Source organism: Oceanobacillus sp. FSL K6-0118 (assembly GCF_038006665.1).
Lineage (GTDB): Bacteria > Bacillota > Bacilli > Bacillales > Amphibacillaceae > Oceanobacillus > Oceanobacillus caeni.
Genome location: NZ_JBBOVR010000001.1, coordinates 42,996 through 68,793 on the forward strand (window position 1 = coordinate 42,996; position 25,798 = coordinate 68,793).

24 protein-coding genes and 1 riboswitch are annotated in these 25,798 nt (G+C 35.9%); of the genes, 7 read left to right on the forward strand and 17 right to left on the reverse strand.

Annotated elements, in window-relative coordinates; genetic code table 11:
- Window positions 1-106 precede the first annotated feature (106 nt).
- Entirely contained in the window at window positions 107-265 is a 159-nt protein-coding gene (locus MHI02_RS00170) for a hypothetical protein (RefSeq protein ID WP_167507327.1), read from the forward strand.
- A 131-nt stretch (window positions 266-396) separates the two neighbouring features.
- Here the strand turns inward: MHI02_RS00170 and MHI02_RS00175 are convergent, their stop codons facing one another.
- The 7 genes from MHI02_RS00175 to MHI02_RS00205 all read right to left on the reverse strand — a co-directional run bounded on the left by MHI02_RS00175 (window position 397) and on the right by MHI02_RS00205 (window position 7,852).
- Window positions 397-576: a hypothetical protein gene (locus MHI02_RS00175; RefSeq protein WP_341165550.1), complete on the reverse strand. Its 180-nt coding sequence runs from the start codon at window positions 574-576 to the stop codon at window positions 397-399.
- A gap of 95 nt (window positions 577-671) precedes the next feature.
- Window positions 672-1,715, reverse strand: coding sequence for a ribonucleotide-diphosphate reductase subunit beta (locus MHI02_RS00180; RefSeq protein ID WP_341165551.1), 1,044 nt, complete (start codon window positions 1,713-1,715; stop codon window positions 672-674).
- Window positions 1,687-2,142, reverse strand: a complete 456-nt coding sequence (locus tag MHI02_RS00185) for a flavodoxin (protein WP_047185157.1) — start codon at window positions 2,140-2,142, stop codon at window positions 1,687-1,689. The genes MHI02_RS00180 and MHI02_RS00185 overlap by 29 nt, the downstream gene beginning before the upstream one ends.
- The gene (locus MHI02_RS00190; RefSeq protein WP_047185158.1) at window positions 2,127-4,364 is read right to left on the reverse strand and encodes a ribonucleoside-diphosphate reductase subunit alpha; all 2,238 of its coding nucleotides are present in this window, start codon (window positions 4,362-4,364) and stop codon (window positions 2,127-2,129) included. The genes MHI02_RS00185 and MHI02_RS00190 overlap by 16 nt, the downstream gene beginning before the upstream one ends.
- Window positions 4,365-4,483: 119 nt before the next feature.
- Window positions 4,484-4,675: riboswitch (cobalamin riboswitch) on the reverse strand.
- 257 nt (window positions 4,676-4,932) lie between these two features.
- Window positions 4,933-5,727: an ABC transporter ATP-binding protein gene (locus MHI02_RS00195; protein WP_047185159.1), complete on the reverse strand. Its 795-nt coding sequence runs from the start codon at window positions 5,725-5,727 to the stop codon at window positions 4,933-4,935.
- Window positions 5,720-6,706 carry an ABC transporter permease gene (locus MHI02_RS00200; protein WP_047185160.1) on the reverse strand — a complete coding sequence of 329 codons (987 nt, stop codon included), beginning with the start codon at window positions 6,704-6,706 and terminating at the stop codon, window positions 5,720-5,722. The genes MHI02_RS00195 and MHI02_RS00200 overlap by 8 nt, the downstream gene beginning before the upstream one ends.
- Before the next feature lie 108 nt (window positions 6,707-6,814).
- The gene (locus tag MHI02_RS00205) at window positions 6,815-7,852 is read right to left on the reverse strand and encodes an ABC transporter substrate-binding protein (RefSeq protein WP_047185161.1); all 1,038 of its coding nucleotides are present in this window, start codon (window positions 7,850-7,852) and stop codon (window positions 6,815-6,817) included.
- Window positions 7,853-8,147: 295 nt separating this feature from the next.
- On the opposite strand from MHI02_RS00205, the gene MHI02_RS00210 reads away from it, so the two are divergent.
- Window positions 8,148-9,455, forward strand: coding sequence for a M48 family metallopeptidase (locus MHI02_RS00210; protein WP_257456032.1), 1,308 nt, complete (start codon window positions 8,148-8,150; stop codon window positions 9,453-9,455).
- A 36-nt stretch (window positions 9,456-9,491) separates the two neighbouring features.
- On the opposite strand, the gene MHI02_RS00215 is transcribed toward MHI02_RS00210, so the two are convergent.
- The 3 genes from MHI02_RS00215 to rlmN form a co-directional block, all read right to left on the reverse strand.
- A complete protein-coding gene (locus MHI02_RS00215; RefSeq protein ID WP_047185163.1) occupies window positions 9,492-10,061 on the reverse strand; it encodes a hypothetical protein in 570 nt (189 codons plus the stop codon).
- A 9-nt stretch (window positions 10,062-10,070) separates the two neighbouring features.
- Window positions 10,071-11,240 (reverse strand): ParM/StbA family protein, encoded by a 1,170-nt coding sequence (locus MHI02_RS00220; RefSeq protein ID WP_047185164.1) that lies wholly within the window; start codon window positions 11,238-11,240, stop codon window positions 10,071-10,073.
- 1,973 nt (window positions 11,241-13,213) lie between these two features.
- Window positions 13,214-14,281 (reverse strand): 23S rRNA (adenine(2503)-C(2))-methyltransferase RlmN, encoded by a 1,068-nt coding sequence (rlmN, locus tag MHI02_RS00225; RefSeq protein ID WP_060668107.1) that lies wholly within the window; start codon window positions 14,279-14,281, stop codon window positions 13,214-13,216.
- Between the two features lie 204 nt (window positions 14,282-14,485).
- Here rlmN and MHI02_RS00230 point away from each other — a divergent pair, with 204 nt between their 5' ends.
- Both MHI02_RS00230 and MHI02_RS00235 read left to right on the forward strand, forming a co-directional pair.
- Window positions 14,486-15,523 carry a YecA family protein gene (locus tag MHI02_RS00230; RefSeq protein ID WP_216883746.1) on the forward strand — a complete coding sequence of 346 codons (1,038 nt, stop codon included), beginning with the start codon at window positions 14,486-14,488 and terminating at the stop codon, window positions 15,521-15,523.
- 191 nt (window positions 15,524-15,714) lie between these two features.
- Window positions 15,715-16,734 (forward strand): LLM class flavin-dependent oxidoreductase, encoded by a 1,020-nt coding sequence (locus MHI02_RS00235; protein WP_047185206.1) that lies wholly within the window; start codon window positions 15,715-15,717, stop codon window positions 16,732-16,734.
- Between the two features lie 114 nt (window positions 16,735-16,848).
- Here MHI02_RS00235 and MHI02_RS00240 read toward each other — a convergent pair whose 3' ends face one another.
- From MHI02_RS00240 to MHI02_RS00270, 7 genes are all read right to left on the reverse strand, one after another.
- On the reverse strand, window positions 16,849-17,643 hold the full coding sequence (locus MHI02_RS00240) for a carbon-nitrogen family hydrolase (RefSeq protein WP_257456089.1): 795 nt from the start codon (window positions 17,641-17,643) through the stop codon (window positions 16,849-16,851).
- A 75-nt stretch (window positions 17,644-17,718) separates the two neighbouring features.
- A complete protein-coding gene (locus MHI02_RS00245; RefSeq protein WP_341165552.1) occupies window positions 17,719-18,318 on the reverse strand; it encodes a response regulator transcription factor in 600 nt (199 codons plus the stop codon).
- A gap of 1 nt (window position 18,319) precedes the next feature.
- A complete protein-coding gene (locus MHI02_RS00250; RefSeq protein ID WP_341165553.1) occupies window positions 18,320-19,447 on the reverse strand; it encodes a sensor histidine kinase in 1,128 nt (375 codons plus the stop codon).
- A 121-nt stretch (window positions 19,448-19,568) separates the two neighbouring features.
- Window positions 19,569-20,621 (reverse strand): fatty acid desaturase, encoded by a 1,053-nt coding sequence (locus tag MHI02_RS00255; RefSeq protein ID WP_204798385.1) that lies wholly within the window; start codon window positions 20,619-20,621, stop codon window positions 19,569-19,571.
- 207 nt (window positions 20,622-20,828) lie between these two features.
- The gene (locus MHI02_RS00260) at window positions 20,829-21,509 is read right to left on the reverse strand and encodes a phosphoribosylaminoimidazolesuccinocarboxamide synthase (protein ID WP_341165554.1); all 681 of its coding nucleotides are present in this window, start codon (window positions 21,507-21,509) and stop codon (window positions 20,829-20,831) included.
- Window positions 21,510-21,792: 283 nt separating this feature from the next.
- The gene (locus MHI02_RS00265) at window positions 21,793-22,884 is read right to left on the reverse strand and encodes a copper resistance D family protein (protein ID WP_341165555.1); all 1,092 of its coding nucleotides are present in this window, start codon (window positions 22,882-22,884) and stop codon (window positions 21,793-21,795) included.
- Window positions 22,885-22,887: 3 nt separating this feature from the next.
- The gene (locus tag MHI02_RS00270; protein ID WP_052771710.1) at window positions 22,888-23,436 is read right to left on the reverse strand and encodes a copper resistance CopC family protein; all 549 of its coding nucleotides are present in this window, start codon (window positions 23,434-23,436) and stop codon (window positions 22,888-22,890) included.
- A 195-nt stretch (window positions 23,437-23,631) separates the two neighbouring features.
- Here MHI02_RS00270 and MHI02_RS00275 point away from each other — a divergent pair, with 195 nt between their 5' ends.
- The 3 genes from MHI02_RS00275 to MHI02_RS00285 all read left to right on the forward strand — a co-directional run bounded on the left by MHI02_RS00275 (window position 23,632) and on the right by MHI02_RS00285 (window position 25,778).
- On the forward strand, window positions 23,632-24,459 hold the full coding sequence (locus MHI02_RS00275) for a sensor histidine kinase (RefSeq protein ID WP_047185173.1): 828 nt from the start codon (window positions 23,632-23,634) through the stop codon (window positions 24,457-24,459).
- Window positions 24,460-25,101, forward strand: a complete 642-nt coding sequence (locus MHI02_RS00280) for a response regulator (RefSeq protein ID WP_047185174.1) — start codon at window positions 24,460-24,462, stop codon at window positions 25,099-25,101.
- Between the two features lie 62 nt (window positions 25,102-25,163).
- Window positions 25,164-25,778: an NUDIX hydrolase gene (locus MHI02_RS00285; protein ID WP_341165556.1), complete on the forward strand. Its 615-nt coding sequence runs from the start codon at window positions 25,164-25,166 to the stop codon at window positions 25,776-25,778.
- Window positions 25,779-25,798: the final 20 nt, after the last annotated feature.

Here is a 25,798-nt window from a genome sequence, read left to right on the forward strand (position 1 = left end):
GATAAATGGCATGCGTAAAGACGTATGCCATTTTTATTTTACATTTCTTGTAAGGTTATACTTAGAAATCTTTTGTAAATAATAAAAGGAAGGAAGGAGGATTTGTATGCAACGGGATCAACAGGCTAATAAAAATTCGACTCCAAGTATGAAACCAGGATTTGCTGGAACCGACGCCAAAAAGGTAAAACAGGAAATTCAACAGGATATAAAAGAAGGACAAGGCGCAATGACTTCTAGAGAGGCTGGAGCAATAAGAGACTAAAAAACCAGTAAGAACAACGAACAACATAATGGTATGGATTAAACTTTTCCTAGTTCATTCTACCAAAAAGAGGTGCTAATCGCTTATGCGGATAGCACCTCTTTTTGGTATTTACCTATATTACATTTTTTCTAATGAAACCACTTTTCCGGCTCCATATCTATCGTTTTATTCTCAGATTTTTCTTCATTTAATTCCCTTACACCCTGTTGGAACTTTATGTAAATATATAACTCACGCATCATTTCTTCTAAAGAGACATTATCTGGTAAGTCTTTAATAAGTTTTAGAACCTCTTCTTTCTCTGACAATTTAACCTCCCCCTTCTCTTATTTTCAGTATAGCATAGAAATTCTCTTACCTTCCTATGCTATGATTTTAAAAAAGGAGAGGTTATAGAATTTACTTACAAGTCATCAAAACCGTTTAAATCGCTCGTCTTCGTATACTGTCTAGACTTTTGTTCAAAGAAATCTGTTTTAGTTCCGTCAATATTATCTGCATACGCGCGAATCCACTTCATCGGGTTCTCCGTGAATTCTGGATATATTTCACTTAACCCCATCATCCGAAGCATTTTATTGGCACGATATTTGATATATCCCTCCATCCCGGCTAAATCAAAGCCGTCGACATCCTTCAGAACATAATGGGACCACTCTGTTTCTAGTTCAACAGATTCTTTGAAATGATCATATACCCAAGTGATAAAGGTTTCGTTGTTATACTCTGGGTTTTCAGCTAATGTGGCACGGAATAATTCGGTTATGAATCGGCCATGCTCCAGTTCATCACGATTAATATAGCTAATCATCGTTGACGTACCTACCATCTTATTATCCCTTGCCAAATGATAAAAGAATGCGAAACCAGAATAGAAAAACATTCCTTCTAATAGGGTTGTATAAACTAAAGTTTTTAATATATTTTCAAGTGTTGGTTTCTCTACAAAATCATTATATTGATTCATGATCGTTTGATTCCGTTTAAGTAGTACTGGATCGTTTCTACCATGTTCAAAGGAACGCTTCTGTTCATCCAATGATACAACCGACGATAGGACATAGGAATAGCTTTCATTATGAACAGCCTCCTGTTGTGCAATGACCGCCATAATCGATTGAACAGAAGGATCTGTTGCATATAAACTTAGGAGTAAAGCTGTCCTTGTTTGAGGTCCATCCAACGTAGATAATAAACCAATAATTTTTAAGTATGCTTCTTGTTCAGCAGGTGTTAATCTCGGAAATTCCTTTACATCATTGGACATATTAATTTCATCCGCTTGCCAGTAATTCCCTACTAGACGTTTATACATTTTGTACCAATGGGGGTACGCAATATCATTCCAATTCAGAATTCCACTAGAAGTACCACCAAATATCCCGGTTGATTTATTTGGATGTATCGGCTCCAGTGTTTTAGCCTTGTTTAAGATTATATTTTGCACCATATAACACTCCTTCTACCCAATCGATCACCTTTTTCGCTTGGCTTCCTCTTGGTGACTGCTCAATTTTTAACTCCGGATAGGAACTATTGTAAAAGATAGCTAGTTTACTAGCTGCCAAACAAAATAAATCATCTCCACCAAACTGTGTATCTCCCGTACCAAAGACAAATATATTTGGCGGTTTATATCCTATTTCCAGGACAAAATCCTTAACTTCATCTGGTGTACTCCCTCTTTCCCATGTAAAAGTTCCAAGGAAAATATAATCATATTGCTCTGGGCTAATAGGCAAATCAATCCCTATCCGGTGCATCTCTACTTCAACATTTTCTTTTAGTAATGTTTCTTCAATTAATTCTGCTGTTTCCTTTGTATTACCGCTATAAGATAAATACGCGATTATTGCCTTCAACTTTGACACCATTCACATTCTTCTACGTCATTTGATGTAGATCTTACATAATATGTCGTTTTTAGTCCCTCACGCCATGCTTGTAGATGAAGGTCTAGTAACACAGATGCCCGTATTGTATTTGGTACATAAAAGTTAAAAGAAATACTTTGATCAATATGTTTCTGTCTCGCAGCATTTTGCTTAATGGACCAACGTTGATCCACGATGTAAGCAGAACGACGGTAAATATCATACGTACGATGGTCGATGTCTGGTGCAGTTACGGGAATTTTAAAATCCTTCTTTTCTTCGTAATAGAAAGGCTTGAAGATCGGATCAATACTTGCGGTGGACCCAGCGATCATAGCAGTCGTTGAATTCGGTGCTACAGCCATTAAATATGCATTACGCATTCCGTTTTCTTTTACCTCTTCCATGAGTTTTATCCAGGTATCATCTTTATATCCTTTTTCCTCAAAATAAGCTCCTGTACTCCATTTACTTCCATGGAATTCAGGATAATGTCCCTTTTCTTTACTTAGTTTCATACTGCTCTTAATGGTCAAATAGGCTATTTTTTCATAAAGGGTGTCCGCATATTGAACGGCTTCTTCCGTTTCCCACTTGATTCCCATTACTGCTAATAAATGATGCCAACCAAATGTCCCCAGCCCAATAGCGCGGTACTTTTTATTCGTTCGTTCAGCCTGTTTAATTGGTAATGTATTAATATCAATAACATTATCCAGCATCCGGACTTGAATAGGGATAAGACGTTCTAATACCCCTTCTGGAACAGCCTTACCTAGATTAATAGAACTTAAATTACAGACAACATAATCACCAGGTTTATATTTTTTAACGATGGTCTCCTCATTCTCCACATACTCCTCTAGAAACTCAGATGGAGATTGATTTTGCGTAATTTCTGTACATAAATTGGAACAATAAATAATCCCTGTATGTGCATTACTGTTCTTTCGATTCACTTCATCCCGATAAAACATAAATGGGGTTCCGGATTCAAGTTGCGATCTCATAATCCGTTTCATGATATCGATTGCCGGCACTTTTCTTTTGGATTGAAGTGGTGCTTCGATACACTGTTCGTATTTTTCTCGAAAACTCCCACTTCCCTTTTGCTCATCAAAATAGTCTTCTAATGAAAAGCCCATAACCTGACGAATTTCATGCGGATCAAATAAATACCATTCCCCTCTCTTATCTACTTGTTCCATAAAGTAATCAGGTAGACAAACTCCGGTAAAAATATCATGAGCACGCATTCGATCGTCGCCATTATTTAACTTAAGATCTAAAAATGCCTCAATATCTCGATGCCATACATCTAAATATACTGCGATTGCGCCTTTCCTCGTTCCTAACTGATCAACACTTACAGCTGTATTATTTAACTGTTTAATCCATGGAATTACTCCACTGGACATCCCCTTAAAACCTTTTATATCACTACCTCTGGAACGAATTTTACCCATGTAAACCCCGATTCCACCGCCATTTTTAGATAACCTAGCAATGTCTGTATTACTATCATAAATGGACTGAAGGCTGTCATCGACTGTATCAATGAAACAACTAGATAGCTGACCATGGGTTTTGCCGGCATTTGCTAGCGTTGGGGTTGCTACTGTCATATACAAATTACTTAGTGCCCAGTATGCCTCTTCTACTAGTTGCGTCCGTCTTGATTTATCTTCATTTTGCATTAAATGCATCGCAATAATCATCCAGCGTTCTTGTGGTAGCTCATGTGTATTCTTCTCAAAATCTGTAGCCAAATATCTAGTAGCTAAAGTATAAATCCCTAAGTATGTAAAATTCATATCCTTATCTGGGTCTATTAAATCCCCAAAATAATTAATTTCATCTTCCGTATACTTTCCCAGGAAATGACTGGAATATATACCTTTATCCGTTAAACTCTTTATTAGTTTAAGAAATGATCCGTATTTTTTATTTTTATCGTCGTAATTTCGGTTTATTGCTGCCTGTTTATATAATCTTTGTAAATAAAGTCTTGCGGCAAAAAAGGACCAATCTGGGTTTGCCTCATCTATTTCTTCTAGCGCCTTTTTTATTAGAAAATCTAATCCTTTTTCATATTCTTGATAATGGTTAAGACTTGTCTCTACTTTTTCTATGAATAAGCCTATGTCTAAGGATAGACCTTTTGCCGCCTTTTCTATCACCTTATTTAACTTTTCGCTTTCTTTGACCATTTCTCCAATCATCTTAGCCCTCCTTATATATTAAACGCAAAAAAGCCGTTCACCTGAGGATGCATGAACGGTTATAAACGACAGAAAGTATGTACCAATCTATCATTTCACCATCCCTCACCCCGGGGATTTGAAACTAAAGAAAAATGGCAGGTATCCTGACTTGTGTATCAAACCTACTAGAGCCCTTCCCATATCACAGTCTTTAATGCCTGTTAATACAGTGGGTTTCTCTTTCGTAACACTTACAGTTGCGGGGGCAGTTCTAGATTTACACTAGATTCCCTATTAAGACTACAGTCACCATTCGTCTATTCACTATATATAGTATTTTCTTTTGCTGTTATGTACAATATATTGATGAATCAAACATATCATAGAGTTTAATAGAAAGCAATACAAAAAATACATAAAGAAGACTTCCATCAGTGGGGGCTTTTTCCTTCATCCCCCACTGATGGTTAGCCACACTTATCGGACCTTTACGGCAGTTAATCTCCCATAGAGGCTTGAAGTGGGATAAAAAGGCACAAAAGCATTTCAAAATGCCCTTGTGCCTTTTATTTTAATAGATTTGATACTAGTTTAACACCGCACGATCACTACCAAATTGTTCGCCACGAATGCGTTGGAATTCGTGCAGAAGATTTTCGATAGTAAGATTTTGCTTTTCTTTCCCACGAACATCGAAAATAATTTGCCCTTTATCCATCATAATTAATCGATTTCCTAAATCCAATGCTTGTTGCATATTATGGGTAATCATTAATGTTGTTAATCCGGATTCTTTGACAACCTTTTCTGTCAAACTTGTAATTAATTCTGCACGTGACGGGTCTAGAGCAGCTGTGTGCTCATCTAAAAGAAGAATATCTGGCTGTGTAAAGGTAGACATTAATAAGGATAATGCCTGTCTTTCCCCACCTGAAAGTAATCCAACTTTTGCAGTTAATCGATTTTCTAGACCTAAGTTTAGAGTCTTCAAATAATCTCTAAACATCTCTTTTCGCTGTTTTGTAACACCTAATTTAAGTTTTCTCTTTCTTATACGAGAATACGCCATCGCCAAATTCTCTTCTATCGTCATAGATGGTGCTGTTCCGGCCATAGGATCCTGAAAGACACGACCAATATATTTAGAACGCTTATATTCAGGCAAATCTACCACCTGTTTCTCATTAATCAGTACGTCTCCAACATCAGGGATTAGTACACCAGAAATGATATTCATAAGTGTTGATTTACCAGCTCCATTACTACCAATTACTGTGACAAAGTCCCCTTTTTCAAGTTCTAGATTGATATTTTGTAAAGCTTTCTTTTCATCCGGAGTGCCTTCATTAAATGTAATAGAAATATCTTGTAGTTTAAGCATGGCTATCTCCCCCTGCCTTAAGTTGCTGACGTTTCATGATACGTCGTCTTTTTTCTTTTCTAGATTGAATAATTTTGGGAGCAACGAGGGCAACAACAACAATTATTGCAGTAATCAACTTCATGTCCCCAGTTTCAAGGAAGTCAAAACGTAAAGCTAGTGTGACGATAATTCGATAAATGACTGCTCCAAGAATGACCGCTAAAGTAGCTCGAACAATCGTCTTTGTACCAAATAATGCCTCACCTATAATGATAGAAGCTAAACCGATAACAATAAGTCCTAGCCCCATATTAACATCTGAGAATCCACCTAATTGAGCTATTAATCCGCCACTAAGGGCAACAAGCGCATTCGAGATACCGACGCCAACGATAATAAGTGAATCCGTGTTTGCGGAAAGACTACGGATCATTTTCTTGTTATCACCAATTGCTCGTAATGCAAGACCGACTTCTGTCTTTAAAAAGTAGTCCGTTAAAAGTTTAATAGCGAGGGTGACGAATATCATAACGATAACGATGGACCAAGTCTTAGGGAATCTTTCCATTCCTATCGCAGAAAGGAGGCCATTAAATACGGAGTCAAGTCCAATAGCATCCCAAATGGATGTTAATTGTTGAAATAACGTAGTCTCATTTAATAAAGATAAAGTTGGCTGATCCATAATCCGTAGATTAATAGAGTAAAGTGCCGTCATCATTAAAATACCGGCCAATAATGAATTAATTTTTCCTTTCGTATGCAAGACACCTGTTACACAACCTGCTAAAAATCCAGCTACTGCTGCAAGTAAGGTAGCGATAATTGGAGGAACCCCATTGATAATAGAAAAGGCAGCAACCGATGCGCCAGTTACAAAACTTCCTTCTACAGTTAAATCCGGGAAGTCTAAGACACGAAAGGTTAAATAAACACCTAAGGCCATTATGGCATATATAACTCCTGATTCTACAGCTCCAAATAATGATATAAACATAATTTCCATTCCTTTCGTGCAATTAACATGTTGTATGATTCTTCAGGGGATAAAAAGCACTATAGAGCCAGTTCATGCACTGGCTCTAACGTACTAATATGTCGGTAATTATTTTTCTGCTTCAACTACAGATTCATCCCAATCGGAATTCCATTCAATTCCTTGTTCTTCAGCCGCATCTTTATTGATGAATAATTTAATTTCTGGCGGAAATTCTGGAGGAATTTCGCTTACCTTTTTCTCTCCACTTAAGATATCAGCGGCCATTTCGCCAGTTCGATATCCTAATGTATAATAGTCAATTCCAAATGTTGCAAAGCCACCTTTTGCTAATGAATCCGGCTCACCAACAATTAATGGAATGTCTTGATCATTTGCCACACCAACAACACTATCAAGAGCAGATACAACCGTGTTATCCGTAATAATATAAATAACATCTGCTTCTCCGACTAAAGTAGTTACAGATTGTTGTACTTCAGCAGTATTCGCTACTGTACGCTCAACGATTTCAAGGCTTGTATCTTCAGCAGCCTTCTTAACTTCATCTACTTGTGTTACAGAGTTTTGTTCGCCTGCATTATAAACCATTCCTACTTTTGAATCCGGGAAATATTGATCGATAAATTTAACTGTTTCACTGATTGCATCTGGGTGTAAATCTACATTACCTGTAATGTTCTCTCCCGCCTGATCCATAGATGGCACTAATTTAGCTTCTACTGCATCCGATACAGATGTGAAAACAATGGGAATATCGCTTGTTGCTTGTAATGCCCCTAATGCACTTGGAGTAGAGTTAGCGAAAATCAAATCCACACCATCTGCTACAAATGAATCAGAAATGGTTTTAACGTTGTTTTGATCATTTTGTGCACTCTTAAAGTCATATTCAACGTTTAAACCAGCGTCTTTTATTGCTGCTTGGAATCCTTCATAAGCTTTGTCTAATGATGGATGCTCCAAGATTTGCGTTGCACCAACAGTAAACGTTTCTCCACCATCAGAACTAGTTTCTCCTTCTGTTTTACTAGAATTAGTTGCATCTTCATTTGATTCCGCTACAGTATTATCAGAATCAGAGCCGCATGCCGTAAGTATTGCGATAAAAGTAATGATAGCAAGTAATTGCAAGAACTTTTTCATCTTTCTTCCCCCATCTTATACGATAAAATTTTCTAAATATTTAATCGTGATTATACCATACTATTTTCCCAACTGCGATAGTTTTTGAAATATTTTTTCATTTTATTATAACTACTAAAATAACCACCATTAATCTATCGACTTGAGGTTTCACTTTTTATACAATTCCCTTTGCAAAAATAGCACCACTTCATTTACACAAATTTTCCAAAGATTATATAGCTATTTAATTAGCTATCACTTATAATCTTATTGTTATAAATAAAAAGATTAATCGTTACAAGGAGGGAGTAAAATGCTTGATGAAAGTGATTTGAAGAATAGATTAGTTCATCGTAAAGAAAACGTTTATTTTATTATCACTTTATTGTTTAGTATTTTAGTTTATGTTGTTCTAGTTTTTTCGATTATTGGAATTGCAATTATTTTAGGATTTATGCTTATTTCTTACTTTTTTCACGCATTATCGATGGCATCCATTCGCCGAAATGGGGTTCAACTGAGTGAACAGCAATTTCCAGATATTTACCAAAAGGCGGTAAACCTCGCCAAAGATATGGAATTAGAGAAAGTACCTGCTATTTATATCATGGAATCCATGGGGGTACTCAATGCATTTGCGAGTCGTTTCTTTGGTAAGAACATGGTTGTTGTATATTCGGAAATATTCGACCTCGTTGAAGATAATCGTGAAAAAGAATTGATGTTTGTATTAGCTCATGAGTTTGCTCATCTAAAGCGACGTCATGTGTTGGTTCATTTACTGCTTCTTCCGTCCATGTTCATTCCCTTTCTCGGTAATTCCTATTTACGAGCTTGTGAATACACCTGTGATCGTTACGCTGCTTATTATGTGAGTGACATGAATGCAGCCAAGGAAGCACTATCCATGTTAGCTATCGGCAAGAAGCTCTCGACAAAAATGAATAAAGATGCCTATATAGAACAATTAAAGGAGGAATCTGGCTTCTTTGCTTGGCTAAGTGAAAAGCTTTCCAGCCATCCTGATTTACCGAAAAGAATGAATGCATTAGATCATTGGGCTCATCCAGAACAGTATCCACTTCACCGCGAAAAGAAAACAGGGATCATTTTAGGGATCCTCATTTCTATCGTATTAGTTGTTTTCCTTACAGGGGCAGCCGCGTTATTCTTAGAAAACTCAATTGCTCTACCTACTTTTTCTGATTCTTCCTTATTGGAGGATGATGAGTACATTTATGATGAGGAATCGTTTGACTATCCACCTATTATCGAAGCACTCATAAATGAGGACTTGGGACTTCTTCAAGAGCTAGTAGCTGAAGGTGCGGATATTGATGAAAAAGATAGTGATGACTTCACTGCACTTCAATATGCGGTGATTTTGGGAGATATAGAGGCTACTCAGTGGCTCATCGAAAACGGGGCCGATGTTAATACAACGGATAGCTGGGGATCCACTCCTTTAATGAATGCCGTTTACAGTGACGCCGGTGTTGAAATAGTCAACCTATTACTAGAAAACGGTGCGGATAAAACATTAACAGACTCTGAAGGGAAAACTGCCTTTGACTACGCTGTTGAAAACAGAGATACCCAGCTTAGAGACCTGTTAAAATAAAATAATAGCCAAATAAGGCATCTAACCCTTATTTGGCTATTTATTCATACTAGAAAAGAAGTCCCCTAATGGATCAAATTCTTCCTCTTCCACTTCTTGTTCTTCTTCGTTATGAATTTCTAACATATCTATCTTAACATCATCTAACCGATTACTTTCTTCATCAATAGTTGGTAATTCATAGACCGATTCTAGTTCTTGTTCTTGTTCCTGATCTGGTCCAGATTCCATTTTCTCTTCTTCAAAAGCAAATATTTCATCCACATTCATCGTATTACTATTTAAAGAAGACAAAAGAGAAGTAGCACGCATTGGATCACTTAATAGATGATATAGAATACTCCCTATCATTGCTTCTGAATGTTCATGCTTAAGCCAACTTCTTTGCTCTTTCGTAAGTTTTTTAGGCAAAGGAACGGAAATAACTTCCCGTTCCTTTGAGAATGATTCATTGACACCTTTTAAAACAAAACTAGCAATGGTGCTGGAAAAATTTCTCCGTTCTTTTTCTTTTAAATCCGATAACTTTTTAAGTAGATAATCAGGCGTATCTGACGGGACACGGAATGTAATAGATTGTCCGCGTTCTATACCTTTCTTCACCATTTAATCACCCTATTTTGATTCAGTGACAACTTTTTCTTCTTTTTTATCTTTATTTAATGTACCAACAAATTGATTGATTAATTTATAATAAGCATTCGCCATCATCCAAATACTTTCTTCTTCATTTTCAAAGAATTCAATGTTAAATCCATCCAATTTATTATTTAATGCTTTAATATAATCTTTAAGTACAGCAGAGCCTCCACCAACAAAGTAGCAGATTTCAGATTGAGAGTTTTTCGCCCATGTATTTCTTAAAAAGCGATACTCCTTCTTAGCTAATTCTAATAAAATGTGGTCTGTTATATCATTGACATTCGTTCTGCTACCTCTTACCATAATATGGTTGCGGTCGTTTTTTCGAGTAATAATATCTACTACATCACTACGGCTATCTAGTTCCACACCATGGCGAGAGCGAATTTCCTCACGAATTTGTTCTAATGATTCAGAAACCCCTAAGTTATAACCTTGGGCCTTATCATCATCGACATTACGGTTTTTAATGACTGCAATATCTGTTGATAACCCACCAATATCTTGGATTAAAATTTGCTTATCTAATAATTCTTTGTTAATTACCTTCAAATCATTATCCATAACAAGGTTTACATAAGCAGCGAAACCTTCTGGATAAACTTTAACATCTTCAAATTTTAAATTTATCTTCTTACCTTGATGCTTCGGTGTTACTAAAAATTCAACCTGATGAACAGAGCTTAATAATTGAGAACGATAACCTACATCTTTACCTTCTTTTACCTCTCTTAACGGAAGCCCGGTTCCTAACATGTAGTTAGCTTCTATAACACCGTTTCTCTCCCTGAAATCATCCGATTCAACCGCATCTAATGCTAATGCAGCAAATAACATTACTAAGGTTTGGTCTTCTTCTGATTTACTACTTCCTGGGTCAAGTTCTTGAGAATTGGTAGTCTTAGCTGCTAGATTACCAACACGATAGATAACATTATTTTCTTCTAATGCTGGTGAGTGAACACGAATATGTATGTTATCTAATACTTCCTTCTTATCTAGTTCTTCTATACCAATAACAGGTCGATCTTCTAAATCAGGAGCAATAATGTTAGGAATGTACAACTGATTTTCTAACTTCCCAAACAATCCTTTCAAAGCATCGTTACCTACATCAACTGCAGCGATTCTAGATTTCATCATAGTAAAACTCCCTTCAAAAAACTACTTACTATAATAGAATAATAGTTTTTTTCCCATTTGACAATCCAACTTTTGAAGTATTCTTTTTTGTGTACATGTAATCTCTTGCGCAAACACTACCAAATCAACATGTACACTTATTTATTTACATGTAATCATTTATCGTAAACAAAACTACTATAGACGTAAACATGTATTCATTTTTGTAAACATGATATTTCAACCCCTACCCTACCAAAAAAGGGGGGCCACTATATCCTTCTAGCTACATAAAAAAGCCATGCTATTTTCTAACATGACTTTGGATAAAGTGAACTTCTAATCCGACGATATCTATCATCGTCTTTCTTTTCTCAATAAAGGATCTATCTTAGAGAGAGCACTCTAAAAGTGATAAAAGATAATAGAAGAAAAACAAGTATTTTTTATAGTAGGAAATATGCTTTGAAAACCAGAGCTGACCAGTAGCTGCATTGGATAAGGCAATCTCGCTAGCCTCCCCTACCAAATACAACAGTGAAACATCAATCGGTACTGCCAAATATGTAAAGAATCTTACTTTTGATTAAGAAAAAAGAAGAAATGCTTGATAGTTCCAAACAATAACTGATTCTCAACGAAGATAAGCTGCAAAGAGAAGAGGAATTGGATGGATGCTACACCATTATGACGAGTGAACATCAGTATCCGATAAACGAATTGTTGAACTATGCAGATGGTCAGTGGAGGAGTGAGCAATCCTTTAAAGTCACAAAAAGTGATTTAGAAAGCAGACCGGTCTATCTTTCCAGACAAGAACACATCACAGTCCTTTTCCTCACCAAATTACTTAGTTCAAAAAGCATTGATAATATATTTGCATTTTTGGTGTCTTTTAACTATATATAATTCAAACACATATTTTGAAATTTTATTAAGGGAACAGGAGATGTCAATTATGAATAAACTAATCTCAACCATAGTTTTGGCTATCATTTTAGGGATAATATATTACCTGTTTACCCCTATACTCTCCGATGCTTTATTCGTCACTTTCGGCGCACTAATTGTATTAACACTTAGAGAAATAATAGTTTCATATTTCAACAAATGAACAAAGGCGCAAGCGCCCGTTTAGCGACGTACGGACTGGACTGAGCCGCAGGAGATAAAGGAAACACGACGAACGGAGTGAGTCGATGTTGACTTATCGTACGGAGGTGAAGGAAGTCTCGCTAGTCGCTGGGCGCTGGAGCCGGACGTGGCCCTCCCTATGACAAGATTTAATAAGCTACTTTTTTATACTATCTTATCTTTAGAAAAAATAACCAACCTTATTAGATGGTTATTTTAATTTAAATTACAAATACGTTGAGTACATACCGATCAGACCTTTACGGGCAGTTGATCTCCCACCTACCTTCTTTGTTCCCCAGAAGATCGAGTAGGGATAAACTAATTAACAGTATACGGTAGTTTTGAAATAATCTAATTTGTCTCTTTTGTCATTGCGAGAATTTTGGAACGACCTCTAAAAAAGGTATTCGGTTACAGCCATTCTTGATTGTCTCAGAGTAGTTTTATGCAACTAAATATAGGAAAACTATTGTCGGTTTGACTTTTATGATGAAGTGTTTTCCTATGTTAAGAAAAAATCGGGGATAGATTTGGGCCAAAAAAGAGTGATTTTCACTACAACCTTCCGACAAACAGAAGCAGCCAAGTATCCAATAACCATATGGATGCTTGGCTGCTTTTACTTCTTTGCAAAAGTTAAAGTACATATACTCATTCGTTCAAATGTCGAAATACCAATATGTACACGTATTTGAATACTTGTATTCATAATACGTAAACAAAACTACTATAAGTGTAAACATGTATACATATTTGCAAACATCACATTTTACCCCTCCCCTACCAGAAGGGAATCTTCTATATCCTCTTAGCCACATAAAAAATAAGTCGCGCTATTCTCTAGCACGACTTATGCATTATACTACTTTTGATTTTTTCATTTGTTTACTTCTTAATTGTCCGCATGCTGCATCAATATCAGCACCGTTTTCCCAACGTACACCACATTGGATACCATGTTCCTTCAATATTTCAAAGAACTGTTGGATGGAGTTAGAGTCACTACGTTGATATTGAATATGCTCATCTACCGTATTGTAAGGAATTAAGTTAACATAGGCTAAATGACGGTGGTCTTTTAGTAACTTAGCAAGCTGTATCGCTTCTTCCTTATGGTCATTGACGTCTTTAAGCATAATATATTCATACGTAATTCGACGATTTTTCTTCTCTAGATAATACTTAATTGCTGGCATTAACTTTTCTAATGGAAATGCCTTATTAATCTTCATAATACTAGTACGTAATTCGTTATTAGGTGCATGTAGGGAAACAGCAAGATTCACTTGAATATCTGTATCAGCAAATTCATAAATCTTATGAGCTAGACCACTTGTAGATACCGTAATATGTCTAGCACCAATATTTAACCCACGATCATCATTCACTACATATAAGAAATTCATTAAGTTCTTGAAGTTATCTAAAGGCTCCCCTATTCCCATAACTACGATATGACTAACGCGCTCTTCTTTTCCTTGTTCGTCTAGGTGTTTCTGTACATTCATGATTTGTTCTACAATTTCGCCACTAGTTAAATCACGGCTCTTTCTTAATAAACCACTTGCACAAAATGAGCAACCAATGTTACATCCTACCTGTGTCGTAACACAAACAGATAAACCATAACTAAAACGCATAAGGACTGTTTCAATTAAATTTCCGTCTGTAAGTCTAAACAAGAACTTTTTCGTACCATCTTTAGATTCCTGTCTAATTTCCTCATCTAGTGTGTGCAATACAAAATTATCTTCTAACAATTCTATCGTTTGCTTGTTCACGTTTTTCATTTCATTAAAGTTATTCACACGCTTTTTATATAGCCAATCCCATACTTGATTAGCTCTAAAGCGTTTCTCACCATGCTCCATTAGCCAATCTTCTAATTCATGAAAAGTTAGCCCATATATGGATGTTTTGTTCACGATAAACCCTCATTTCGATTCATTAAAGTCCTACCATACATCATACTCCATGTGGTATAAGGAAATCAAATTGAAAATAGTGGATATTATGGGGAACTCTATTGTATATTTTACAATACATGAGTCTAATGAAATACTTGAAGGAATACAAGGTTTAATTCATAATTAAAGATAATACTAATAGATAAAGTAGGTATATGAAATATGAGTAAAATACGAAGAAACGATCCATGTCCCTGTGGGAGTGGTAAAAAATACAAAAAATGTTGTGGCGCTTCTAATGTAATTGCTTTTAGCCCAGACCTTTATAATATAGAATTAGATAAATTACATACAGAACTTATAAACTTTACTAAATTTAAACACCAGGATGCTTTTATCGAGGCTGTTAGCGACTTCCATCAACCCTTTATTAAAGAAGATGATGAACGATCAGATATTTATATTAAGAGTATTTCATTATGGACTGTCTTTAATGTACCGTTTATAGAAAATAAACAAACCCCTTTTAATGCCTTCTATGAAAAGTATAAGTCTAATATAAAATACAAAAAGGTAGTAGAAACATTTTCGAAATGGGATCAATATAAACCAGGCGTTTTCGAAATCATGTCGAAAAGTGAACAGGAAAACAAGATAACTTTACGCAATGTTGTTTCTAATGAATTATTCCATATCGCCTATAGAAACGCAGAAATGCTAAATGAAGGTAACCTTGCTGTCGGTATACTAGTTCCATATGTTCAGAAATATGAATTCTTCTCCACGATGGTTCTACTTGGAGATGCTAAGAAGAATCAAGTAATCGATATCGCATCCCGATATACGAAAAAATACGGTTCCCTCGTTCAACATTATCCCGATTTTCTAGCGGAAATTCTTACGTTGGATGAACAAGAGGAAGATGAGAAGTTGGAGTGGGATAATCCCTTGCATGAACATGTTGTACAAGAGTTTACCAATCACATGCGGATGAAAAACATCGAGGGAAAATATACAAGCATCGGAGAACAACTATGGAACGTCTATTGCAAAAATGAAAACCCTAATTTTAAAAAGGCAGCAGGGTATGCTGGAGCATTAGATTACCTCGTTCAAAATCTAATTCTAGAAAATGAAGTTACTCAAAGTGAAGTCGCAAAAGAATACGAAACATCAGCTACAACCATCTCATCTAATTTCAGAAAGCTTCAGACTGCTTTAGATGAAGAGATTCAACAAGTTATAAAGGAACTTAAATAGCCAAATCGATGGGCTACTGTAAACATATGAAGTAAATAACAGCAAATATCGCAACACCTTAAGGGCCTGATAAATATTGATTTATCAGGCCTTTAAACTTTAGTCAAGCCTTTCTTAAGCTAAAAATTGGACTCTACCAGAGGAAGTCTTTATCATTGCTTATTAAGAAAACACTTATTGAGGTGAATAGAATGAGCATACATGCAAGAGCAAGAAAGTTTAATGATATACCATTATCTATTCTAGATTTAGCACCAATTGTGGAAGGAAGCACAGCGGCAGATTCCTTTAAAGAAAGTGTAGAACTTGCACAACATGCTGAAAAATGGGGATATAATCGTTATTGGCTAGCAGAACATCATAATATGCCTGGAATTGCAAGCTCCGCTACTTCTATTCTAATTGGTCATATTGCGGAAAAGACAAATTATATGCGTATTGGTTCAGGTGGAGTGATGCTACCTAACCATGCAACCATCGTGGTGGCAGAACAATTTGGAACATTAGAATCCTTGTATCCAGGACGTATCGACCTAGGTTTAGGACGAGCACCAGGGACAGACCAGGCAACTGCTTACGCATTACGTAGAACGTTAAATATGGGGCCTGAGGAGTTTCCAATGCAAGTCAATGAGTTACAAGACTACTTTAAAGAAGAACCAATATCAAGGGTACGAGCTATCCCTGGACAAGGCTTGAATATCCCTATTTGGCTACTAGGTTCTAGCGATTTTAGTGCAAGACTAGCGGCTGAAAAAGGGCTGTATTTCTCATTCGCAAGCCATTTCGCACCAGCTTATTTACTCCAAGCGCTTAAGTTATATCGCGATAACTTTAAACCGTCTGAAACGTTAGAAAAACCACATGCAATGATTGGCGTTAATGTTATTGCAGCTGAAACAGATGAAAAGGCACAGTATTTAGCTTCCTCTCATCAAATGCAATTTTTAAATATTCGTAAAGGGATCAGTTCCAAACTGCAGCCACCAGTTAAGAATATGGATGATGTTTGGTCTCCTCTTGAAAAGGCAGCTGTGGAAGAATCACTTGATCCGAATACAACGATTATTGGTAGTCCTGAGACAGTAAAAAGAAAGCTTGAAAGAATCCAAGAAGTAACACAAGCAGATGAATTAATTATTAGCTCACAAATCTATCATCTTGAAGATCGCTTACGTTCTTATGAAATTATATCGGAACTAATGGATTAGAAAATACCCGTGGCCAGTAAAAGCCACGGGTATTTTTTTATCCACCTAGAGTTTTTGAAGCTACTTCCGACATCTTACCATCCTGTCTTTGCGCAATACATGTTTCATTCGGATTCAATATTCATCATACATCTCTGGTCTTCGGCTTGAAAAGATGGGAACGTTTTGGCGTATTTCAGGTACGGATTCTAATGAAACGGATTCAACGATGGTTTCTTCTGTCTCCTCACTACCAACTTGCAGGTGATTCCCCCATGGGTCTATTACCATGGAAGTGCCGGCGAAGTCCTCGCCATCATAAGAGCCAACACTGTTACAAGACACAACATAAAATTGATTTTCGATTGCCCTTGCGATCTGAAGTGCTTTCCAATGTTCTTTGCGGGCTGTTGGCCATTCCGCAACAACGTATAAAATTTGTGCACCTTGTAGTGCCAAACTTCTTGCCAATTCCGGAAATCTTAAGTCATAACAAATAATAAGTCCCATTTTTATACCGTCTAATTCAAATACTTTTGCCTTCTTCTGACCACCAGTTAAATATTTAGGTTCATCTAACATAGGGACAAGGTGAATCTTATCGTAAGTATAAACTACCTCTCCTTGGCGATTAAGAACGATACTCGTATTGTAGAACTTTCCATCCTTTTTATTTGCAAAAGAACCACCAATAATATTGATTTGATAGGTTTTTGCTAGTTCTTTTAGAAAAGATGTGGTTGGTTCACCGTCTATGTCGGCTAACGCATCCAATTCAGGAAGAGTATATGCTGTCGTCCACATTTCTGGTAGAATAATAGTGTCCGGTTTCTCTTTCTTCACTGTTTCTTTTACCCAATTTTCAACTTTTTGTCTGTTTTCCTCCGGTTTCCCAGCTACAACATTCATCTGATAAATGGCATGTTTCATTACCATTACCTCCCCCAATTTTTGTGAGTAAACTTATGCAGTATTTATTTCTAAACTTTCCTGTCTGCGAAAAGATTACTTAAACCATCCTTTTTCCTTAAAGCGTGATATTGCCTCTATTCGATTGCTTACATTCAATTTATCTAGAATAACCGAGATATAATTACGTACGGTGCCCGTTGTTAAGAACAACTGATTGGCAATTTCTTTCGTGTTTTTTCCATCTGCAATTAACTTAATAACTTGCTCCTCTCTCTCAGTCAAAGGATTCTCTTCTTCATAGGCCATATCCACTAACTCAGGTGCATATACTTTTCTGCCACTCATGATAGTCCGTATAGAATTTGCTAGTTCTTCACTAGGACTATCTTTTAATAAATAACCATTGACTTTCGCCTTTCTAGCACGATCGAAATAACCGGAACGGGCAAACGTTGTTAGAATAATTACTTTACAAGGATCATCCACTAATTGTTCAGCTGCATCTAATCCACTCATTACAGGCATTTCTATATCCATAATACAAATGTCTGGTTGATACTGCTTGACGAACTTCAAGGCTTCCTCCCCATTTTTCGCCTTTCCTACTACTTCCATATCTTCTTCTAAATCAAGAAGAGCACCAAGAGCGCCAAGCAGCATTCCTTGATCTTCAGCTATGACAATACGAATCATACTACCCCTCCCGTTTGATTGGTCCGGTTATTTTTGGTACTTGAACGGTAATTAACGTGCCTTCAAATGCTTCCGCTTTCAAATCTCCGTTCACAAATTCTAATCTTTCACTCATTCCACGTAACCCATTCCCAACTGACCACTCAGGGTTCGTGATTCCAATTCCATTATCCCATACTGTAATGGATATTTCACTTTCCGATTGTAGAATAGAAATTTTACAAACAGATGCTTTACTATGTTTTACAACATTTGTAACTGCTTCCTTTAAACACATACTTAGAACATTTTCTACTAATAAAGGTGTATCTAAAAGCCGAGTACTTCCATTAATAATACAATCAATTTGCGCAGCCTTTAATACTTGTTGAATATGTACCATCTCGTCCTCCAGTTTAACAGCTCTCATCGTAGAAACTATGTCTCTTACTTCCTTTAATGCTGTCCTAGCTGTTTGATGGATGTCATTTAATTCATTTGTTGCTTTATCCGGATCCCGATAAATTAATTTCCCCGCAAGATCACTTTTTAAGCCGATAAGAGAGAGTTTTTGGCCTAATGTATCATGTAAATCTCGTGCAATACGTTGGCGCTCCTCTGCTACTAATAATTCCGAAATACGCTCATTGGCATCTTGCAAATCACTTTCCAACTTTTCTCTTTTATTACGGTTATACATATTAAATGGTAGTAAGATAACACCAATAATACTTACAATGACAAAAGGAAGTTGCGTTAGGTACGTTGCACTATCCACGATGAACCCAAGGATAACAGCCCCTAAGGTAGTAACTACATGTACAATATATAACGTGATAAAACCTGCCCTTTGTTGAATATTACCGATAAAGAAGGCTAGAAATAAGGAAAAATATACATATCCAAAATAAATGGTCATGACGAAACTAATCGTCATTTGGACACCTACAGATACGTAAACAGCCCAACCTTTTTTAATAAATGCCAAGCGATATGTAGCGAAAAATAAAACAACCATAAAAAGCCCGATTGAAATTTCCATCCACCTGAATGTCCGGAAAATAAAATAGAATGGTAGGACACAGAAAATGATCCATGCGTATAGACTTAGTCCCGTATTTTTAGGAAAAAGATGATACCAATTTTGCATATAAACCTCCGTTCAAAGACCCATTCTTTCATTTTTAAATAAGTATATCAGATTAGTGAAAGATACGCGTAGCAATCTATGAAAGGAACCCTTTACACTAATTTGTAAAGGGTTCATTTTATTACTCTTCCTGGAACTTTGCTGTGTTTACTTTTAATGATACTCTTGAATTCTTTTTCTTTTGCATTGCTTTATATTCTTTAAAACTTACGAATGTTCGACTTGCTTGATCATAAAGACGGAAGCGAATCGATTGTAGGCTTGTTTTTAATGTTATGGTTGTTGCTTTTTGTAATGGCGGAGTAGATTCATGCGCTTTTTCCAGTTGGTAATTCGGAACTCTCGGACTTAAATGATGCACATGGTGAAATCCTATATTTCCTGTTAACCATTGCAAGACTTTTGGAAGTTTATAATATGAGCTTCCATCAACAGCAGCTTTTACATAATCCCATTCTTCCTCATTCTCAAAATAGGAATCTTCAAATTGATGCTGTACATAAAACAACCAAACACCAAGTGAACCGGCAATAAATATAATCGGTAGTTGCACCATTAATAATGCTTGCCACCCGATTAGCCAAATCAATAAGGCATAAATAGCAATAAGTGAGACATTAATTAAATAGGTATTCCAACGTTCCTTGCGTTTTGCACCTTTACGATTAAAACGGTTGGAAATGAGGAAAAGATAAAAAGGACCTAATCCAAACATAATTAGGGGGTTGCGATACAATCGGTAACCTAATCTCCCCCAAAAAGATGCTTCTGTGTACTCATCCACTGTCATGACCCAAACATCACCTGTTCCACGTTTATCTAAGTTACTACTAGTAGCATGGTGAATGGAATGATCCCGTTTCCACTTTTCAAAAGCAAAATGAGTAATAATCCCCGTAATCGTTCCCAGTATACGATTCGCTTTACCACTTTTGAAAAAGGACATATGCGTACAGTCATGGAAAATGATAAAGATCCGGACAACAAATCCCGCTGCAACAATCGAAAAAGGCAGGCTTAACCAAAATGAGATAGATAGACTTTGATATGCCAAAAACCAAAGTAAGAAAAACGGTACAAACGAATTAACAATCTGGATAATACTAATTTTCGCATCAGATGTTGCAAATGGAGCAACACTTTTTCTTAATTGTGCTTGCTTTTGTTTGCTCATTTTTTCCTCCTAAGAACAGTACTAATAAAGTTACTATTAGTTTAAAAGAAACGAGCAAGTAATATAAGTCATAAACGTCAAGAAAACAATATGACAAATGTCATATTAAGAGTTAAAAAGGGATAGTCACCCATATTAAATTGATCGCAAAAATGTCGTAACCCTATTGGATTACGACAAATTATTCAAGGTAAGCTAAATCAAACCTTAGCCTAACAATAATTGTTCTAAATCTAATGGAAGAATGTACTTTCCATCTTTATAAACCCTCATATTTCCACCAGATATTTCATCTATTAAAATGATTTCATTTGCTTTATTTCTACCAAATTCTAACTTAATATCATAAAGTTCCATACCTTTTTTAGCTAATTCCTTTCTCACGACATAAGAAATATCTTTTGTTAAGCTTTTAAGAACTTCATATTCATCTGTAGTTAAAATACCTAACATGTCTAATGCATCTTTACTAATCGGTGGATCTTGACGTTCGTCGTCCTTAATCGTAACTTCAACGAATGCATCAAGGGGTTGCCCTTCTTCTACATATGCCCCATACCTTCTTAAGAAACTTCCGACAGCACGGAAACGACAAATAACTTCTAGTCCATTGCCAAATACAGTAGCTGGTGCAACCTTCATTTCTTGTTTTTCAATATCCGCATCTATATAATGAGTTGGAATATTTCTTTCTTTTAGTTTTTCAAAGAAAAATTGTGTTAATGTTAATCCTGCCTTACCAGCACCTTCCATGGATAGCCCTACTGAATTTGCACCGGGGTCAAAAACACCATCCTCACCGGTAACGTCATCTTTAAACTTTAATAAATAATTTCCATCTTCTAGTTCAAATACATCTTTCGTTTTACCAGTGTATACATGCTTCATCTGCAACACCTCTTTGGTAGAAATTTTTATCATATGGTTATTATGACATATTTTAAATAATATGTCACTATAACTTCTCCTTTTCCCCCAATTTCCTTAGGAATAGTTGTTCGCAATCTATTAATGTTTGGTTTTTGCACCTCCTGTATGTCAGTTTAGAAGAGCGCTTGTTTTAAATTAAAATGAACAAAACAAAAAGAAAGATCATGTTTAAAAAACTTATCAAAACATGATCTTTCTTTCATAATTTATAAGGACTGTTTTATCCAACAAAATAAGCATTTTAGCGAACTACTACAGCCGTCATTAACATGGAGTATATACTCATTACAAATAGGCAACTAAATAGAAAAGATACAATAAGTGATGCCTTTTTATAAAATGATAATACCATCAACCCCGTAAATAAAATAGATAGGATAAGTAAAAGTACAGTATTTAAATTTATATCCAACCCGATGGTACTACTTGAGTCGATAATCCCATTTTGAAACAAACGGAAAATAGGCGATACTACATCACTTGTTAAATAGTTACCATGGGGTGGTGATTGCTGTGAAAATACAGCTGTAATCATAAAGATGACAAATAATATAAGACTCTCCACTCGAACCCAAGGAATAGGATTAAATGTCGCATCGTTGGACAGTTTATATTTCACGATAAAACCATTAATGAATGCATAAAAGACAAGTGGTAGTAAGAATAAATGTTTGATTAATAACCCTTGTCCGTATGAAACCATCCATGCATCCGTATATCCTTCGACTAATACATCTGTTAATAACAAACCACTAAGACCTGTCGCAACTAAACACCCAAAAGCAACCTGTGAAAACCAGCTTAAAAATTCAATCCAATTATTATAATTGATCGCACACCAGCCAACAACAAACAGAATACCTACCCATAGGCTAACTGCAGTGAGATGGACAAAGTGGCTTATTATCCCTGTAGTTGGATTAATAGACCCCGCATGGCTGGACCAAGCAATAGTAAGTATTAATCCAACTGTTAGAATCATCCCTAAAAAGGCGAAAATACGCTTCTCGTTAGACCTAGCAACAACGATTAAAAATACTAAAATAGCGGAACCGAAAAGCGTAAAGTTCCATGCATTCCCTACTGAGTAGGTGGTTAACACAATTTTGATTGATTCAAATAAACCTAAGCGCGGTGCAATCAATACAATAATATCAAGGACAGGAATAAAGGCGAAAATCGGTAGTGTTATGGCACTAATAAATAACATACGCTTTCGAATAATTACTTCAGGACGATTATTGCTTGGCACAAGTAATAGTAAAAAGCTCCCTAGTAAAACCGAAAAACATACATATAAAAGTACCTGACTTACCATCACTACGATATCCATTCACTATTTCTTCCTTTTAATAAGTAAGATGAAACCAACGATAACAATAACAACTAAAATGACAATAAGAATGGTTGTCATAGAAGATGATTCTTCATCATCCGTTGTTTGTTCGGCTGTTTCTGTCGCGTCTCCAACCTCTGTCTCTTCTGTTTCAACAGGGTCTTCAGTTACCTCTTCCCTTGATTCAGGAACTTCGGAATCAACGGTAAATGAGAACTCCCCTTCCATTGGGTGACCATCTGCACTAATAATATTCCAATTTACCTGAAAATCCCCATTTGTAAGTGGCTCAGCAACCGTACCTGTCAATGTACTTTCATTAATAATAATTTCTTCGAGTTCAACATCTTTCCCATCTGTGGTTGTAACATCCATAAAGCTACCTTGTTCAATATCACCATCAAATTCAAGAACAATTTCACTTAATGGCTCTGATAGAACGTCACCATCTGTTGGATTGGATTCCGATAAATGTGAGTGAGCAAACACAGTAGTAGAAATACACATAGCACATAAAAATACCGCTACTGTTGTAAATATACGTTTCAAAGTAATTCCTCCCTTATTTGTATAAGCAACTTTATGAATCATTATTTCGTGATTCAAGTTACATCAAACATTATAAATTAAAATTGCAATATGAAATAATCCCCCAAAAGAGTGATTTAAGGGGAAAATTATTAATAAAGTTCGAATAAATGATAAGATAAACTAAAACTTACTTTGCCAAAAGGCGGTGAAGACATGAAATATAAACAGATTAAATGGCTCATTTTAACGATACCAACTATCACCATTGCCTTGTGGGAATATATCCGTCATAAATTTCTACTTTCTTATATTTCAATGGACATGGGGAATATTCTTTCCCCTATACTAGTTTTTATTGTTACACTCGTCTTTTTACGTCACTTATTTTCGATTTTAGAAAAAATTCAAGAGGAACTAAGGCAGGAGAAGACTAAAAAGGCCGCACTAATTGAGAGAGAAAAATTAGCTAGGGAACTCCATGATGGAATTGCTCAATCGTTGTTTCTATTGTCTGTTAAAGTGAATAAATTTGGTAGGAATAATGACCTCAAAGATGATCCAGATTTTCAAAAAATCAAACAAACCTTACAACATATTCATGAAGATACTCGTCAGGCGATTACAAATTTGAAGTATATACCAAATGAAGAACCATTTAATTGGACAGAAACTATTTATCAGTACGTAGCGGAATTAAAAAATCAACATTTAATGGATGTTCAGTTAGAGTGGGAAATTAAAGAAAATACATTATCGCCAAAAGAGAAAGTGGAGATTTTCGCCTGTATAAAGGAAGCCGTTGTAAATGTGATTAAACACGCAAAGACGAATCAAGTATGGATTCATGCAAAGGAAATAGATAATGGATGGACTTGCCAAATTAGGGATCAAGGAATAGGTTTCACAAATAAAACGATTCAATCTAAAAAAGGCTATGGACTACAAATCATTAAAGATAGAGCCAAAGATATGGAATGGGATTTTTCTATGAAAAGAATGGATAATCAGACAATCATCGAATTAAAAAAGGAGAACATATAGATGCAACCCTTTCGAATATTAATCGTAGACGATCATGCCCACGCAAGAGAAGCTATTCGAGAAATCTTAGAAGAACACACCGACTTTGTTATTGTAGGAGAAGGAAAGAACGGAGAAGAAGCAATTAAACTAACTGAAGAATTAATGCCCGACATTATTCTCATGGATATTCAAATGCCCGTAATGGACGGTTTAGAAGCAACCAAAAGAATCAAACTCAAATTCCCCTACGTAAAAATTGTCATGATTACCGTATCTGATGATATCACCGACTTGTTTGATGCATTAAAGAAAGGAGCTCAGGGTTATTTATTAAAAAATATTCAACCAGAAGCATGGAGTGAACATTTACGTGCCTTTGCCTTAGATGAAGTACCAATGTCCAAAGAAATCGCCTTTCAGATTTTAAAGGAATTCCCTCAAAACAAAACCAAGACTATAAAGAAAACACCTTTATCCACCCGGGAAATGGAGGTGCTACAATTAGTAGCCAAAGGTTTTTCCAACAGAGAAATTTCCGAGTCACTTTTTATTTCGGAGCATACGGTTAAAAGTCATTTGAAAAATATATTAAGTAAGCTTCATTTAGAAAATCGAGTTCAACTAACAAGCTATGCCTTTCAACAGGGACTATTGAATTAGCCATAAGCACTTCACAGTATTTTCTGTATAATAGATTATAAAGATGGGAAAGGGGGAGAAAGATGGATATAAACCAAATGATACAAAAGCTTAAAAATAGAGAACCCTCTATTTTAGGGGAAGAACATTTTTTTAAGTCTGCTGTACTGCTTCCTCTTGTTGAAGTAAATCATGAATCACATATATTATTCGAGGTAAGATCCATGAATTTACGGAGACAGCCAGGTGATATATGTTTTCCAGGCGGCAGGATTGATGAAGAAGACCAGACGCCTATGCACTGCGCGGTTCGAGAGACAACAGAGGAATTAGGTATCAAAAACACGGATATAGTTGACGTCTTTCCACTGGATTATGTTGTTGCCGATATGGGGCGTATCATTTACCCATATGTCGGCAAAATTAAATATCCCGAGGAAATTATTCCAAATAAGGATGAGGTTGAAGAAGTATTTACCATTCCTTTGAACTATTTTCTAGAGAACGAACCAGAAATATATAAAGTACATTTTGAAGTAAAGCCGGCTGATGACTTCCCATTCGATTTAATTATTGGTGGAGAGGACTACCAATGGCAAATGCGGCATGTGAATGAAATGTTTTATCAATATGATGGAAGAGTCGTTTGGGGATTAACCGCAAAGATACTTTATCATTTTATAAGTTTGGCCAAATAATGAAAATGCAAAATGAGTAT

Bases quoted from the DNA above. Each gene is read 5' to 3' on its own strand.
- MHI02_RS00170 (WP_167507327.1), top strand. From the start codon at position 107: ATGCAACGGGATCAACAGGCTAATAAAAATTCGACTCCAAGTATGAAA.
- MHI02_RS00185 (WP_047185157.1), bottom strand. From the start codon at position 2,142: ATGGTGTCAAAGTTGAAGGCAATAATCGCGTATTTATCTTATAGCGGT.
- MHI02_RS00190 (WP_047185158.1), bottom strand. From the start codon at position 4,364: ATGATTGGAGAAATGGTCAAAGAAAGCGAAAAGTTAAATAAGGTGATA.
- MHI02_RS00195 (WP_047185159.1), bottom strand. From the start codon at position 5,727: ATGCTTAAACTACAAGATATTTCTATTACATTTAATGAAGGCACTCCG.
- MHI02_RS00200 (WP_047185160.1), bottom strand. From the start codon at position 6,706: ATGTTTATATCATTATTTGGAGCTGTAGAATCAGGAGTTATATATGCC.
- MHI02_RS00205 (WP_047185161.1), bottom strand. From the start codon at position 7,852: ATGAAAAAGTTCTTGCAATTACTTGCTATCATTACTTTTATCGCAATA.
- MHI02_RS00210 (WP_257456032.1), top strand. From the start codon at position 8,148: ATGCTTGATGAAAGTGATTTGAAGAATAGATTAGTTCATCGTAAAGAA.
- MHI02_RS00215 (WP_047185163.1), bottom strand. From the start codon at position 10,061: ATGGTGAAGAAAGGTATAGAACGCGGACAATCTATTACATTCCGTGTC.
- MHI02_RS00220 (WP_047185164.1), bottom strand. From the start codon at position 11,240: ATGATGAAATCTAGAATCGCTGCAGTTGATGTAGGTAACGATGCTTTG.
- MHI02_RS00230 (WP_216883746.1), top strand. From the start codon at position 14,486: ATGAGTAAAATACGAAGAAACGATCCATGTCCCTGTGGGAGTGGTAAA.
- MHI02_RS00235 (WP_047185206.1), top strand. From the start codon at position 15,715: ATGAGCATACATGCAAGAGCAAGAAAGTTTAATGATATACCATTATCT.
- MHI02_RS00240 (WP_257456089.1), bottom strand. From the start codon at position 17,643: ATGAAACATGCCATTTATCAGATGAATGTTGTAGCTGGGAAACCGGAG.
- MHI02_RS00245 (WP_341165552.1), bottom strand. From the start codon at position 18,318: ATGATTCGTATTGTCATAGCTGAAGATCAAGGAATGCTGCTTGGCGCT.
- MHI02_RS00250 (WP_341165553.1), bottom strand. From the start codon at position 19,447: ATGCAAAATTGGTATCATCTTTTTCCTAAAAATACGGGACTAAGTCTA.
- MHI02_RS00255 (WP_204798385.1), bottom strand. From the start codon at position 20,621: ATGAGCAAACAAAAGCAAGCACAATTAAGAAAAAGTGTTGCTCCATTT.
- MHI02_RS00260 (WP_341165554.1), bottom strand. From the start codon at position 21,509: ATGAAGCATGTATACACTGGTAAAACGAAAGATGTATTTGAACTAGAA.
- MHI02_RS00265 (WP_341165555.1), bottom strand. From the start codon at position 22,884: ATGGATATCGTAGTGATGGTAAGTCAGGTACTTTTATATGTATGTTTT.
- MHI02_RS00275 (WP_047185173.1), top strand. From the start codon at position 23,632: ATGAAATATAAACAGATTAAATGGCTCATTTTAACGATACCAACTATC.
- MHI02_RS00280 (WP_047185174.1), top strand. From the start codon at position 24,460: ATGCAACCCTTTCGAATATTAATCGTAGACGATCATGCCCACGCAAGA.
- MHI02_RS00285 (WP_341165556.1), top strand. From the start codon at position 25,164: ATGGATATAAACCAAATGATACAAAAGCTTAAAAATAGAGAACCCTCT.